This is a genomic window from Xanthomonas albilineans (assembly GCF_009931595.1).
Lineage (GTDB): Bacteria > Pseudomonadota > Gammaproteobacteria > Xanthomonadales > Xanthomonadaceae > Xanthomonas_A > Xanthomonas_A albilineans.
This window is the reverse complement of record NZ_CP046570.1, coordinates 2,936,250-2,949,631: the sequence shown is the minus strand read 5'-3', so window position 1 is coordinate 2,949,631 and position 13,382 is coordinate 2,936,250. Positions and strand designations below refer to the sequence as shown.

At 63.5% G+C, this 13,382-nt stretch carries 10 protein-coding genes, 1 other RNA gene and 1 pseudogene; 6 read left to right on the top strand and 6 right to left on the bottom strand.

Going from position 1 to position 13,382, the window contains the following annotated elements:
* Nucleotides 1-63 precede the first annotated feature (63 nt).
* The gene (locus XaFJ1_RS12260; RefSeq protein WP_012916997.1) at nt 64-1,164 is read right to left on the bottom strand and encodes a Glu/Leu/Phe/Val dehydrogenase dimerization domain-containing protein; all 1,101 of its coding nucleotides are present in this window, start codon (nt 1,162-1,164) and stop codon (nt 64-66) included.
* A 449-nt stretch (nt 1,165-1,613) separates the two neighbouring features.
* Between XaFJ1_RS12260 and XaFJ1_RS12255 the strand changes: the two genes are divergently transcribed.
* A non-coding RNA gene (locus tag XaFJ1_RS12255) (sX9 sRNA) lies at nt 1,614-1,690 on the top strand.
* A gap of 54 nt (nt 1,691-1,744) precedes the next feature.
* Here the strand turns inward: XaFJ1_RS12255 and cysK are convergent.
* Nucleotides 1,745-2,704 (bottom strand): cysteine synthase A, encoded by a 960-nt coding sequence (cysK, locus tag XaFJ1_RS12250; RefSeq protein WP_012916996.1) that lies wholly within the window; start codon nt 2,702-2,704, stop codon nt 1,745-1,747.
* Nucleotides 2,705-3,043: 339 nt separating this feature from the next.
* Here cysK and XaFJ1_RS12245 point away from each other — a divergent pair, with 339 nt between their 5' ends.
* Complete coding sequence (locus XaFJ1_RS12245; protein ID WP_012916995.1) at nt 3,044-4,027, top strand: LysR family transcriptional regulator; 984 nt, start codon at nt 3,044-3,046, stop codon at nt 4,025-4,027.
* Between the two features lie 21 nt (nt 4,028-4,048).
* Here XaFJ1_RS12245 and XaFJ1_RS12240 read toward each other — a convergent pair whose 3' ends face one another.
* A complete protein-coding gene (locus tag XaFJ1_RS12240) occupies nt 4,049-5,248 on the bottom strand; it encodes a GAF domain-containing sensor histidine kinase (protein WP_012916994.1) in 1,200 nt (399 codons plus the stop codon).
* A 258-nt stretch (nt 5,249-5,506) separates the two neighbouring features.
* Here XaFJ1_RS12240 and XaFJ1_RS12235 point away from each other — a divergent pair, with 258 nt between their 5' ends.
* From XaFJ1_RS12235 to XaFJ1_RS12225, 3 genes are all read left to right on the top strand, one after another.
* Nucleotides 5,507-5,914, top strand: coding sequence for a DUF2946 domain-containing protein (locus XaFJ1_RS12235; protein WP_012916993.1), 408 nt, complete (start codon nt 5,507-5,509; stop codon nt 5,912-5,914).
* A gap of 75 nt (nt 5,915-5,989) precedes the next feature.
* Nucleotides 5,990-8,041, top strand: a complete 2,052-nt coding sequence (locus XaFJ1_RS12230) for a TonB-dependent receptor (protein WP_425509578.1) — start codon at nt 5,990-5,992, stop codon at nt 8,039-8,041.
* An 11-nt stretch (nt 8,042-8,052) separates the two neighbouring features.
* Nucleotides 8,053-9,447 carry a PepSY-associated TM helix domain-containing protein gene (locus XaFJ1_RS12225; RefSeq protein ID WP_045757385.1) on the top strand — a complete coding sequence of 465 codons (1,395 nt, stop codon included), beginning with the start codon at nt 8,053-8,055 and terminating at the stop codon, nt 9,445-9,447.
* 227 nt (nt 9,448-9,674) lie between these two features.
* Here XaFJ1_RS12225 and XaFJ1_RS15960 read toward each other — a convergent pair whose 3' ends face one another.
* Together XaFJ1_RS15960 and XaFJ1_RS12220 are read right to left on the bottom strand one after the other, a co-directional pair.
* Nucleotides 9,675-9,824 carry a hypothetical protein gene (locus XaFJ1_RS15960; RefSeq protein ID WP_162836145.1) on the bottom strand — a complete coding sequence of 50 codons (150 nt, stop codon included), beginning with the start codon at nt 9,822-9,824 and terminating at the stop codon, nt 9,675-9,677.
* A gap of 134 nt (nt 9,825-9,958) precedes the next feature.
* Complete coding sequence (locus XaFJ1_RS12220; protein WP_012916990.1) at nt 9,959-11,383, bottom strand: trypsin-like serine peptidase; 1,425 nt, start codon at nt 11,381-11,383, stop codon at nt 9,959-9,961.
* A gap of 262 nt (nt 11,384-11,645) precedes the next feature.
* Between XaFJ1_RS12220 and XaFJ1_RS12215 the strand changes: the two are divergent.
* Nucleotides 11,646-12,436 (top strand): annotated as a pseudogene (locus XaFJ1_RS12215) (SGNH/GDSL hydrolase family protein).
* Between the two features lie 81 nt (nt 12,437-12,517).
* On the opposite strand, the gene XaFJ1_RS12210 reads toward XaFJ1_RS12215, so the two are convergent.
* Nucleotides 12,518-13,228 carry an rRNA pseudouridine synthase gene (locus tag XaFJ1_RS12210; RefSeq protein ID WP_012916987.1) on the bottom strand — a complete coding sequence of 237 codons (711 nt, stop codon included), beginning with the start codon at nt 13,226-13,228 and terminating at the stop codon, nt 12,518-12,520.
* Between the last annotated feature and the right edge of the window lie 154 nt (nt 13,229-13,382).

The window sequence follows — 13,382 nt, the reverse complement described above, 5'->3', positions numbered from 1 at the left end:
GGCGCTTGTCGGTGGCGTTGGTCTGCCGCGATTCGGCCTAGGCTTTGCGCCATTGGACGTGCGCTATTCGCCGCGCAGATGCCCCATCGAACGCGGTGCCGTGCGGCCTAGCGGCAGTTTGAGTTTGCCAATGGCCTGCATGCGTGCCTCGGCGATGCGGTCGGCAGCCTGTTGCGGCGGGATATTTTCGCGCTCGGACAGGTCGAAGATCTTGCCGAGGTTGTGATACATGCTACGGATCAAGCGCATCGCGCGTTCGCGGTTGTATCCGTCGATTTCCAGCGATACGTTCATCACGCCGCCGGCATTGACCGCGTAATCCGGTGCGTAGAGGATGCCGCGGCGATGCAGTTCCTCGCCGACGGCCGCACTGGCCAATTGGTTGTTGGCGGTGCCGCAGACGATCTTTGCCTTCAATCGTGGCAGCTTGGCTTCGTCGATGGCATTTTCCAGCGCGCACGGAGCCAGCACGTCGGCGGCGACGTCATAGATCTCCTCGGGCGTCACCGCTTCGGCGCCGTATTCGGCGACCGCGCGCTCGACCAGCGTCGGATCCAGGTCGGTGACGTATAGCTTGGCGCCGCGCTCCTTGAGCAGCTTCACCAACTCCATCCCGATGTGGCCCAGGCCCTGCACCGCGATGCTGATCCTGCCGATTTCTTCGTGACCAAGTTTGCGTTGCAAGGAGGCCAGCAGCGCCTGCAGCGCACCGTAGGCGGTGAACGGGGCCGGATCGCCGGAGCCGCCGTGTACTTGGTGCACGCCGGTGACGTATTCGGTCTCTAGGTAGATCTGCTCCATGTCGTTGACGTCGGTGCCGACGTCCTCGGCGGTGATGTAGCGCCCGCCTAGCGAATCCACGTAGCGACCGAAAGCGCGGAACAGCGCCTCGGATTTGTCGGTTTTCGGATCGCCGATGATCACCGCCTTGCCGCCGCCGATGTTCAGCCCCGCCAGCGCGTTTTTGTAGGTCATCGTGCGGCTGAGCCGCAGTGCGTCCTGTAGCGCCGATTCGGTGTTGGTGTAGGGACGCATACGCACGCCGCCCAGCGCGGGGCCAAGGACGGTGTTGTGGATGGCGATGATCGCTCGTAGGCCGATATCGCGGTTGTGGCAGAAAACGACTTGTTCGTGGCCGGTGGTGGCAAGCGTTTCGAAAAGCATGAGGGCTCCGCTGGCGTTACAGGTGTCGAATACCGTGTTTCCAGGAACTTGCCTAGTTAAATGATTGAAAAACAAAAAACGCGACGGTTCCGGAACTGGCCCTGATCGTCGCGATACTGCATCTTAAATCAATTGTGCGCCGATGTAATGACCCACTGAAATCCCTGCGCGGGTGTGACGTTTCGAAGGAGACACCGATGACTGCAGTGGATGACTACAGTGATGGAGGAGGAGCAGATCAAGCCTTGGATGGCCGGCGCAAGTTGGCGGTCGTGGCAGAGCTTCTTCAAGGCAAGGCTAGGCTGGTCCAGGCCAGCGGCGGTTCGATCTGATGCCGGTGCAGATCGAGGGGGCATCGGCATCGCACCAAGACGGGCGATCCGTCTTGGGGGCGCTAACAAAACGACTGCGTCGCCGCTAGACGGGCGCTGGCAGTGCTCGGAATCCTCATGTACCCCCCTGTACACTGCGGTTCCTGCACACTGTCCGCGCCCACCCGACAGTGACGCGCGACGTTTTGTTAGCCACTCTTACTTCCGCGTTGCAGGCCGCGCTGTGGCCTGCAACGCGGTGGATGTGATTACGGCAGTCCGGCCAGCCAGTCGTCGTCGCTGCCTTCGTTGATGTCGGCGAACAGCGGTGTGGAGAAGTAGCGCTCGCCAGTGTCCGGTAGCATTGCCAGAATCACCGCACCGGGCGCGGCAGTCTCGGCCACCTGCAATGCGGTGGCGACGGTGCCGCCACCGGAAATGCCGGTGAAAATGCCTTCCTCGGCGGCGAGGCGGCGTGAGGTTGCGATGGCTTCGTTGTCCTCCACGCTCAGTACCGTGTCGTAGACCGAGCGGTTGAGCACCTCGGGGACGAAGTCGGGTGTCCAGCCCTGGATCTTGTGCGGCTTCCATTCCTGGCCTTGCAGCAACGCCGCACCGGCCGGTTCGCTGGCGATGATGCGCACCTCCGGGCGTGCGATTCGCAGCACTTCGCCGACACCGGTCAGGGTGCCGCCGGTGCCCCAGCCGCTGACGAAGTGGTCCAGCCGGCGGCCGGCGAAATCGCGCAGGATTTCCGTGGCGGTGGTGTTGCGGTGGTAGGCAGGATTGGCCGGGTTGGCGAACTGCCGTGCCAAAAACCAACCGTGTTCTTTGGCCAGTTCTTCTGCTTTGCGCACCATGCCGCTGCCGCGTTCTGCGGCCGGTGTCAGGATCACCTTGGCCCCATAGGCGCGCATCAACTTGCGCCGTTCGATCGAGAAGGTCTCCACCATGGTCGCGACAAAGTTGTAGCCGCGAGCGGCAGCGATCATCGCCAGGGCCACGCCTGTGTTGCCGGAAGTCGCCTCGACGATGGTGTCGCCGGGTTTGAGCAGGCCGCGCGCCTCGGCGTCGAGCACGATCCCCATGGCAAGGCGATCCTTGACCGAGCCACCGGGATTGAACGCTTCGACCTTGACGTACAGGCTGGTGTGCCTCGGTGCCAGACGTTGCAGCTTGACCACCGGCGTGTGGCCGATGGTGTCGAGGATGTTGTCGTAGATCGCCATTGCAGTGTCTCCGGAATGGGGGCGGGTCAGGCGGTGTGCATGAGCGGCGCCGCTGCCAGCCAGCAGGCGCGCCCGCGATACCGCCACAATCCTTTGTTCCCGCGCCAATGCCCTCCAGGGCAGTCTATCCGGCGCGGCCTTCTCGCGATCATGGTAATCAAAGCAGGACGCATGGTGGAGCGCAATACGGGATGGGGAAAGCAGCGACGACCTTAGCGTCCGCGCCTGATCGCTGGAAATCACCTCCTGTCTGGGGCCAATCGCTTTCGGTTATAAGCTGGGGCCGATTTCCACTAAAGTTGCGATTCCTATGCCAGATATTGTCTCGCCCTCGTTCCGATGACGCTGATCCAGCTTCGTTACCTCGTCGCCATCGTCGATGCCGACCTGAACATCACCCTGGCGGCGGCGCGCGTGCATGCCACGCAGCCGGGGCTATCCAAACAGCTGAAACAACTCGAGGACGAGTTGGGCTTTCTGTTGTTCGTGCGCAAGGGGCGTAGTCTGGAGGCGGTGACACCGCCGGGTCGGGAGGTGATCGCGCGCGCCCGCGCGGTGCTGGCCGAGGCCAATAATATCCGCACCTATGCCGCCAACCAGCGTCGCGAGAGCCAGGGCCAGCTCACCCTCATCACCACGCATACCCAGGCGCGTTTCGTGCTGCCGCCGGCGGTGGCGCGGATCAAGCAGCGCTATCGGCAGGTCAGCGTGCATTTGCAGCAGGCTGCCGAGAGCGCTGCGCTGGATTTGCTGGGACAGGGCGATGCCGACATCGCCATTGTCAGCACTGCCGGCAATGCGCCGGGTGCGGGTATCGCGGTACCGCTGTACCGCTGGCGGCGCCTGGTGCTGGTGCCGCGCGGACACGCCTTGGATATGCCGACGCGGGCGCCGGATATGGTGACGTTGGCGGCGCAGCCGTTGATCAGTTACGAATCCTCGACCCGTGCCGAATCTTCGTTGCAGCGTGCATTCGCTGGCCTCGGGTTGGAGCCGAGTATCGCGTTGACCGCGCTCGACGCGGATCTGATCAAGACCTACGTACGTACCGGGCTGGGCGTTGGCCTGCTGGCAGAGATGGCGGTCGACGCCAACGACACCGATCTGCGTGCATGGCCGGCGCCGGCGGAGATTCCCGAGTGCATCGCCTGGGCCGTGCTGCCGCGCGATCGCGTGTTACGTGACTATGCATTGGAGCTGGTGCATGCGCTTGCTCCGCAAATCGATACACGTGATCTGCGCCGGGTCATGGAGGGTAATCAACCACCGGATTGGCCGATGCCGCCGCGCTGGGAAGCGCTGACTCGGACCCGCATCGACTGATCTGGTGGCCGGGTCGGTGGCTCAGTTTTCTTTCTTTACCGGCAGCGTCACCGTGAAACGGCTGCCGTGGCCCTGGCGGCTGCGGACCTCGACGCCGCACCCGAGGGTGTCCGCTGCCCGGCGCACGATCCACAGGCCAAGGCCCAGGCCATCGCTGCGCGGATCGGCCTGACGGAAGGCCTGGAACAGGGTGCGCAGGCTATCCGGATCCATGCCGATGCCGCAGTCGATGATCTCCACGGCCACCGTGTTGCCGCGCCGGCGGCAGCCGACCAGGACCTTGCCATGCGCGGTGTACTTGACCGCATTTCCGATCAGATTGCCCAGCAACGTGGACAACAGCGGCGCGTTGCTGTGCACGCGCAGCGTGGTCGGCACGTTGCGCAGTTGCACTCCATTGGCTTTGGCCTGGGGGCGCCAGGTTTCCAGAATTGGCGCCAGCACCTCGGCCAGGGGCAGATCGTGCAAGGTCGGCAGGCTGAACTCGCCGCTGACCGCGCTGGTAGCCAGCGTGTCCAGCCCGGTCGCCACCTGATTCAAGGCTGCGCGCGCGGCATCCAGCGGCAATTCGCTGGCCTCGCCGAGCTGGCGTTGTACCTTGGCCAGCGCATAGGAGGCGGTGCGTAAGGGCGCTTTCAGATCGTGGCCGGCAATGGCCAACAGGCGACTACGGTAGTGGCTGGATTCCTGTGCCAGATGCAGCGCTTTACGCAGTTCCAGTTGTGCCATCGCCTGCCGCGCCAATGCGCGCAGTGCTTCGATCTGTTCGTAGGTGAGGTGCCTTGGGCGATGGTCCAACACGCAGACCGTACCCAGGGGCAGACCGTCGGAGGTCTTCAACAATGCGCCCGCGTAAAAATGCAGGTGCATCTCGCCGGTCACCAGGGGGTTGTTGGCGAAGCGTGGGTCCTCGCGTGTGTCCGGCACCAGCAGTAGATCGTCTTCCAGCAGCGCATGCGCGCACATCGAGACGGTCAGCGGGGTTTCCCGTATGCCCAGCCCGACTTCGCTCTTGAACCATTGCCGCTCGCTGTCGATCAGGCTGACCACGGCGATCGGGGTCTGGCAAATCAGCGCGGCCAGCCGGGTGATATCGTCGAAGGCGGGTTCGCGCGGCGTATCCAGGATCGCGTAGCTATGCAGGGCATCCAGACGCAGCACTTCGTTGTGCGGCTTGATGGCGCAATAAACAGGGAGAACGGTGGATTCGTTGGTGGACATGCGGCCCGGTCCGACGGCAGAAGAACCCAAGTCTAGGGTATCGCGTGCGATGCTGCCGACGTTGCGCCCTTGGGGCGCTCGCGCTGGCGGCCTGCGTTGCGTGTTGGCCCGGCCATACGCCAGGGGATGCTTCGCCCATCGGGTGTCGGTGAAGAGCGTATGCATACCGTGTTGTGCGGGGAGCGTCGATAGTCGGTCGGCTCGACGGCTGCGGCGACACGTCGCGTTGGCGTGCCGGTGGGCGTGGACTAGACTGGGATGATGTTCCGTCTCCGCCAGCCACCGTCGTTGTGGGCCGCGCTCGCCGTGTTGGCGATCGGGTTGCTGTTGCTGGCGCCGTTGATCAGTCGTTGCCAGCAGGCGCCCTCTGGTGAGGTGGCGTTGCATGGTCAGGCGTTGTGCACCAGCAGCGGCCTGCGCCTGCCGGGGCTCGCGGGCAGTGCGTTACCGGTGCAGGCCGGACATCACGACGACGCTGGGCTGGCGCACGCACCGCTCTGCGATTACTGCTTGTTGGCCGCGCGTCTGTTGCCGTGGATGGCATTGCTGTTGGTATTGCTGCCCTGGCGCGGTACACCCGCTCCCGACGCGTCTGTATGCAGTGTTTTTGCCACGGCCGATTTCGGTCGCGCACATCCCGCACGCGGACCTCCGCTGTTCTGTTGATCCATAGGTTGGTTGTTTACGTGCTGCGACCTCGTCGCGGCAGGTCCTTCCTTTGTATTGATGGGGTCATCGATGATGCGTTTTCTCTACATGCCGACGGCGGCGTGCTGCTGCGTCTGTGCCGCGGTGGTCGCGCCGGCTCGCGCCGAGGTCGACGCGCCGCCGGTCGCTGCCGGCGACTCTGTGTTGACGTTGGGCAAGGTCCAGGTCGCCTCGCCGCTCGCCGCTGGTTCCAGTGCGCGCAACGTGTTCAGTTCTGTGGACATCCTCGGCGGTGATTTGTTGCAGGATCAGCATATCGATAACACTTCGGCACTGCTGTTGCGCGCGCCTGGTGTACAAGTCACCCAGTTCAAAATGGGGACCGAGGGCGGTACGTTTTCCTTTCGTGGTTTCAACGGCGAAGGTCGGGTCAATGCGGTCAAGCTGCTGATCGACGGCATTCCCAGTAACGACAATAACGGCGCCATGCCTTATCTGGATGCGGTGTTCCCGCTGGATATCGCCGCGCTCGAAATCGTGCGTGGCACCAACGATCCGCGATACGGCCTGAACGCTATCGCCGGCAGCGTGGAAGTGCTGACGCGCAGCGGCGGCAACGATGGGCGTGCCAGCGTCACCGTCGGCAGTTTCGGCACCCGTGAGGTGCAGGCGCTGCAAGGCATCGAGCACGACGGCTGGAGCCAGAACTACTTTGCCGCCTGGCGCGATAGCGATGGTTACCGCGACCATGCCGACGCGCGTAAACACGCGTTCGCTGGCAAGTGGTTCTACACAGACCCGGATGCGCGTTGGCGTGCCGGGCTCAGCATGCGCTACTACCACGACGCGGCCTTGGAAGCGGGGTATTTGGATGCCGCCACGGCGCAGAGCGCGCCGCGCAGTTCGCCGGATTACGCGCGCGATGACCGCAGCGAACGCCAGACCGGGCAGGTCGGGCTACATCTGGATGCGCGCTTGGCCGACACCCTGCACAGCAGTACGACGCTGTACTGGAATCGCTACCAGAACCAGCGATGGGTGCGCTTCACCGCGGCTGGCTTGCAACAGGAACGCGATACCGACGAGACCCAGCGTGGCTTGCTGAGCAAGCTCAGTTGGGGGCCGCATGTGGATTGGGCGGAATCGTTCGCGCTGGAAGGCGGAGTCGATGGGCAATGGCAGGACAACGCTTCGCAGCGTTATCGCACCGTGGCGCGGGTACGCACTGCGCCGTTACGCGACTGGGATTTCGATCTGCACACGCGTGGTGCCTACGTGCAGGTGGTATTGCGGCCGAATGCGCGTCTGCAACTGGTGCCGGGCTATCGTGTGGATTGGGTGGGTGGGCAGTTCCGCGATCTGTCCAGCGGTGCGCGTTATCCGGCCTACGCCTATGGGGCTATCCGCCAACCCAAGTTCAGCGCGGTGTACGCGCTGACGGCGCAGGTCAGCGCCTACGCCAACATCGGTCGCAGCTTCCAGATTGGCAGCGGCAATGGCGCCTATCGCACCCAATCGCGCGATCTGGCGCCGTCGTTCAACGACGGCTGGGAGACCGGCTTGAAGTTTGCCGGTGCGCAACAGCGCTGGGACGCGCGCGTGGCGTACTGGGAACAGCGTGCTTCCGACGAAGTGGCCACCATCTTCGGGGTCAACGGCAGCGTCGGCACGGGCGAGGTCGGTAACGTCGGCAAGACCCTGCGTCGCGGCTGGGACGCGCAATTGAACCTGCATCCGGACGAACGCTGGATGCTGTGGCTGGCGTATTCGCGGCAACGGGCGTTGATTGAGACCCCGGATCCGAGTGCGCCGACGACACGTGGTAAGGAGATCGAAAACGTGCCGCACTTTCTGGCCAGTGCCGGTGTCGACTGGCAGGCGACATCGCGGTTGAAGCTCTCGGTCTGGGGTAACGCGCAGGGCGATTACTACGTGGAGCGCAGCAATACCCTGGGTCGTTACGGGGGTTATGCGTTAGCCAATCTGGGTGCGGCCTGGGACTGGGGAGCGCAGCGCGAGATCTCCGTGCAACTGAAGAACCTGACCGATCGCCACTACGTGTATGTCTGGTACGACAGCGGTTCTTCCGGTCAATCGCCCGGCGACGGCCGTGCCCTGTACGTCACCTTGAGCTGGGGTTGGTGATGACACGCAGCATGACGGCGGAGGTTGTGCCACCGGCGCGTTTTTACCGTGCGGTGTGGCGTTGGCATTTCTACGCCGGCTTGCTGGTGCTGCCGTTTCTGATCTGGCTGGCGTTGACCGGTGCGGCATTCGTCTATCAACAGCCGATCGACGGCTACTTCCATCGCGCGCTGAAGACGGTGACGGTGCCCGCTGCCGCACGAACGCTGCCGCCGCAGCGACTGCTGGATGCAGCGTTGGCGGTGCAGCCGGGGCAGGCGTTGCGCTACACCACGCCGGTGCGTTCCGACGCTTCGGCGGAAGTGACCATCGCCGCCGCTGATGGGCGTCATCTGGTGGTGTACGTAGATCCCTATCGGGCGCGGGTCCTGGGCCGTTTGCCCGAGCACGGCACCGTGGCCTGGACCATCCGCCGCTTGCACAGCCTCGACTACGTCGGCTGGTTCGCCAGGGCGTTGATCGAGGTGGCCGCGGGCTGGGCGATTTTGCTGGTGTTGACCGGAATCTACCTGTGGTGGCCACGCGGGCGGCGCGCTGGTGTGACCAGGGTGCGCGGACGGCCACCACAGCGGCGGTTCTGGCGCGATGTGCATGCGCTCACCGGCAGTGTCGTCGGCGCGATGTTGTTGTTTCTTGCGCTGACCGGATTGCCGTGGTCGTGGTTCTGGGGCGCGCAGGTCAACCGGCTCGCCAATGGCCATCACTATGGTTATCCGGCGGGGCTGCGGGTGGATCTGCCCATGTCCGCGCAGCGCCTGGGCGAGACCGAGGTGCCGGCCTGGTCGTTGCGTCAGGCGCGCGTGCCCGAATCGGTGCTGCCGTCAGCCGCGCCAGCAGCCACGCATGCGATGCGCACCGCCGAGGACGCAAGTGCCGCGATGACCGTTGCCGGCCAGGCCACCATTGCAATTGGCTTGAACGCGGCGGTGGCACGCTTTCGAGCGCGCGGCATCGCTGCCGGTTACAGCGTGGCCTTGCCGCGTGGTCCCCGCGGCGTGTACACCGCCTCGGTGTATCCGCCGGACCTGGCGCAGCAGCGCGTGATTCATCTGGATCAATACAGTGGCAAGGTCCTGCTGGATATGCGCTACGCCAACTATGGTCCGCTTGCCAAGGCGTTGGAGTGGGGCATCAACGTGCACATGGGGCAGGAGTATGGCTGGTTCAATCAGGTATTTTTGATCGCCTCGTGCCTTGGCGTCGGGGTGTTGTGTGTCAGCGCTGTGCTGGTGTGGTGGAAGCGACGCCCGGCCGGCGCGCTGGGTGTGCCGCCACCGCCGGACTGGCGCACGTTGCGCGTTGTGGTCGCGTTGTTGGCGCTCGGTGGGGTGCTGTTCCCGTTGGTTGGCCTATCGCTGATGCTGATGCTGGCGTTGGATTGGTCGCTGGTGCTGCGGCACGAGTGAACGCGCTGGCGATGGGGCACTGCTTTCGCAGCGGTTCCGCTGGCTCTGTGGCAGGGAGCTCGTTGTGATCGGCCATGTTGGAAATCTCGCTATGGCCTCAATCATGGGGAAATCGCTCAGTCCGGTTCTCGTGTTGCTCTTGCAAATTGAGAACGTCCATCGACTGAGCGCCGATGTCCTGCGATAGAGTGCAGTGCGGTGCTGATGGCACCTGATCGTTCTTGTCTTCAGGTCGCGCTGTCGGGCGTCCCACTGGTGTTTGCGGCTGCCTTGGCCGCGTCGCGTGCTTCGCGTTTGCGCGCTTCCTTCTCGTCCTGCTGTTTCTTCTTGGCCAGTTCGCGCTGACGTTTTTCAAAGGAGTAGTTGGGCTTGGCCAAGTGATGTCTGCTTGTCGGTGGTAGATGGCCAGTGTAACCGCTGCGCGGCGCAGTGGCAGAAACGGACAGGCCGCCCGGTTGGGGCGGCCTGTCCTGACGCAGGAGTACGAGTGCGGTACTCCTTGCTCTTGGGCTTACTTGCTCAGGTATTTCCGGATGTGTGGATACACGTCCGAGAAACGCGAGTAGTAATCGGGCTCTTTCGGCGTTTTGCAGGACGAGCCGCCATCGAACAGGCCGCCGCGCAATTGGTAAGCGCCGTTGTCTTTGACGGTGAACAGGGCCGAACCGGACGAACCATCCTCGGTGACACCGGCCTTCCATTGCACACGGTACAGCGGCGACTTGTCTTCGAACGAACGGGATAGGGCCGTCACGTTGCCCAACGAATACTTTTTCACGTCGCCTTGGGGGTGATGAATGCCGATGATCGGGGTGCCTGTTGAAGGGATCGCCTGACTGGTCCATCCAGCGAAAAATGCTCCGCTCGGCGGTGCGGTCTTCAGCTCCAGCAAGGACACGTCGCGGGTGTCGTTGGTGTAGCGTACATAAGCACCGCCGCTGAGCGTGGCGTACTCCGGATTGATCTTTGAACCATTACACGTGGCGGCATCGTAGAACCAGTAGGTTTGCAGAGTGTTGGCCACATCCTGGGTGCTGATGCAGTGGGACGCAGTCCAGAACAGGAATTTCTTCGGCGTATTGAGGTTGTTGAGCAGAGTGCCGGTGCAGGTGAAGGTGGAGCCGTCTTTGTTGGTGATCAGCATGCGCGCCACCGACTTGGTGGCCGAGATGAAGCCGGGCGTCGGATTGGTGCGGCACGCGACGTCGTGCTCGCATGAGCCGCTCTCGCCGCTCATTGGCTGCATCATCGCGTCGTTGGCGACGGGGCTGATGTCCATGTGCGAAACCTTTGGCATCTTCAACGTGAAGTTCTGTGGGGACTGGCCTTTCGGTAGTTCGATTTCCACCACCATGCGCGCGCCAGCGACCACGGCCGACCAGCCTGGTGCGCTACCGGCGAAATAGGCACCGTTCTGTTCGAACACGCGACCATCCTTGCTGGCGAAGCGCAGCGTCGCTTGACTCGGATCGCCGGGGTGAGCGCCGTTGCCGCTGAGTTGCAGCGCCACGCGCAGCGCTGCGGCATTGGTGGAGCTGATCTCGAAGCTGGTCACCTGCGCGCCGTCGGACAGTGTCTGCCAGTTAAGATGGCCCAGGTCGATGTCCGGCTTGACGATATCGCGGGAGAAGCCAATTTGCAGAGGCTTTCCCTGTTTGATTTGCTGTCCGCGTAACTGCTGAATCTTGGCGGTGTTGACGCTGTCGGGCGCGGGCAGTGCGATCAGGGCCTGAGTGTGCGCGCTATTTGCGGCGAGACTGCTATTTGCGGCGAGGCTGTGCAGTTCCGCCCCGCCCAGCGCAGCGGCATTCGGTGGAGTGTCGACCGGTTCGGAATCCATCTCGTCGGCCACGGGTGGAGGGTTTGCGATAGCGGTGTAAGACAGGCCCGCGATGCTGGCGAGCAATGCGATAGACAGTGCATGTTTGCGGCTCATGGATCATCCTTATTGCGTATTACTTCAGGTGGCATCCGGCGGGTTGCCTGATGGCGATTGCGACACTTTTTCAAGTGTTCCTCCAAGCCTAAAACAGGCGCAGTTGCGATAGCGTGTCTGGGATGTGTTTTCTGCGTCATGACATAAGTTCCCTTAGTTTTTCGTGAGTATGCGCACATTTTGGTGGCGGCCCGGCTGCTGTTGCGGATGCCGGAAACCCTCCTGCTTGCACAGGAGGGCCGCACGTATCTGGAGTCGAGCGATGAAATGCCTGCCGTTGTTGTGCGTTGTCCTCGCCGTGTGGGTCACGACGCTGGGTGTGGTGTACGCCGCACCGGCGCCTGGCGCCGCCCTGGAGGGTAAGGTCACGCGTGCGCCTGACACGCTCAAACCCAGCGACGTGATGGCGATGCAGCAGCGGCTGTTGGATTGGGCGCAATTGCAACGCTATCGTGCCGATACGCCGCCCTGGCAGCGTCGGCCATGGGGGCGCGGCGAGTGGTGTTCTATGGCGACTCCATCACCGATGCATGGGGGCGCAGGGAAGGGACACACTTTTTCCCCGGTAAATCCGGCTACGTCAACCGGGGTATCTCCGGGCAGACCACCGCACAAATGCTGGTGCACTTGCGTCAGGACGTGATCGATTTGAAACCAGCGGTGGTGGTGATCCTGGCCGGCACCAACGACCTGGCGGGCAATACCGGGCTTTCCACGCTGGGCATGATCGAGGACAACCTACGCTCGATGACCGAACTGGCCCAGGCCAATCACATCAAGGTGGTGCTGGCATCGGTGTTGCCCGTCAGTGACTATCCGTGGCGGCCGGGCTTGCAGCCGGCGGGCAAGGTCCGCGCGCTTAACGCCTGGATGCGAGAGTACGCGCAGCGCCAGGGTGCGGTGTATCTGGATTACTACGGCGCTTTGAGCAACCGCGAGGGTGGCATGGATAAAGCCGTGGCGATCGATGGTGTGCATCCCAACAACGCCGGCTATGCGCTGATGGCGCCGTTGGCTGAGCAAGCGATACAACGCGCGCTGGCGCACCACTGAGCGTAGTGGCGCGCATGATGGGCCGAGTCGTGCGCGCTGCCATGGCTAGAGGGTGCAGGTTGTACGGTGTCTCCGTGCGGCTCAGAAGCGCTCGCTGTTCGGCAGATAGCGCCACTCGCCCGACGCCAGCTTGCCCAGTGCAATGCGACCGATGCGCAGGCGCCGCAATCCGATCACCTCCAGCCCCACCTGTGCGCACATGTCATGCAACTGACCGGGTTGCACTTGTTTGATCGCGAAACGCAGGCGATCCTCGTTCTGCCAGCTGACCTTGCATGGCGGCAATGTGCGCGATCCGTGGCGTAGGCCGTGGGCGAGCCGGTGCAGGCCATAGGGCAGCAGGTCGCCGCGCACTTGGACCACGAACTCCTGTTCGATTGTGGCGGCGTCCTCGTTGAGTCGGCGCAGCACGCGGCGGTCCTGGCTGAGCACCAGCAGCCCGCTGGCTTCCTGCTCCAGTGGCAACGGCATGCTCAGGTGCAGGAAGTGGCGTTTGAGCATGCGCCTGTCGGTCGGATCGAGCCTGCTGCGCGTCGCGGGACTGGCCAGTGCCAGTGCTTGCGCCGCAGTCAGTCCAATGGGTTTGTGCAGCAGCAAAGTGGCCGCGTCGTCCACTCCCAACTGCGCATCGGGTGCCAGTGTCACATGCTGCGTGGTGATGTTGGCCTGGGGTTCCTCGACCACGATGCCGTCCACGCTGACCCAGCCGCCTTCGATGTACTGCTGGGCTTCGCCGCGCGAGCAGTGCAGCATGGCGGCGAGGTATTTGTCGAGGCGAACGGGGGCGGACATCGGCGTCGCTGCAATCGGTGGGCGGGCAGTGTAAGGGCGCGGCGGTTGTCCCGCCACGCGGCCGGACTCCGATGTCGGACGAAATTCAACGCGATGAGTTGCTGGCGCAGATCAAACGCCAATGTGGAGCCGGCACCATGCGTGCGCATCGTGG

Bases quoted from the DNA above. Each gene is read 5' to 3' on its own strand.
- XaFJ1_RS12245 (WP_012916995.1), top strand. From the start codon at position 3,044: ATGACGCTGATCCAGCTTCGTTACCTCGTCGCCATCGTCGATGCCGAC.
- XaFJ1_RS12210 (WP_012916987.1), bottom strand. From the start codon at position 13,228: ATGTCCGCCCCCGTTCGCCTCGACAAATACCTCGCCGCCATGCTGCAC.
- cysK (WP_012916996.1), bottom strand. From the start codon at position 2,704: ATGGCGATCTACGACAACATCCTCGACACCATCGGCCACACGCCGGTG.
- XaFJ1_RS12260 (WP_012916997.1), bottom strand. From the start codon at position 1,164: ATGCTTTTCGAAACGCTTGCCACCACCGGCCACGAACAAGTCGTTTTC.
- XaFJ1_RS12220 (WP_012916990.1), bottom strand. From the start codon at position 11,383: ATGAGCCGCAAACATGCACTGTCTATCGCATTGCTCGCCAGCATCGCG.
- XaFJ1_RS12240 (WP_012916994.1), bottom strand. From the start codon at position 5,248: ATGTCCACCAACGAATCCACCGTTCTCCCTGTTTATTGCGCCATCAAG.
- XaFJ1_RS12235 (WP_012916993.1), top strand. From the start codon at position 5,507: ATGATGTTCCGTCTCCGCCAGCCACCGTCGTTGTGGGCCGCGCTCGCC.
- XaFJ1_RS12225 (WP_045757385.1), top strand. From the start codon at position 8,053: ATGACGGCGGAGGTTGTGCCACCGGCGCGTTTTTACCGTGCGGTGTGG.
- XaFJ1_RS12230 (WP_425509578.1), top strand. From the start codon at position 5,990: ATGCGTTTTCTCTACATGCCGACGGCGGCGTGCTGCTGCGTCTGTGCC.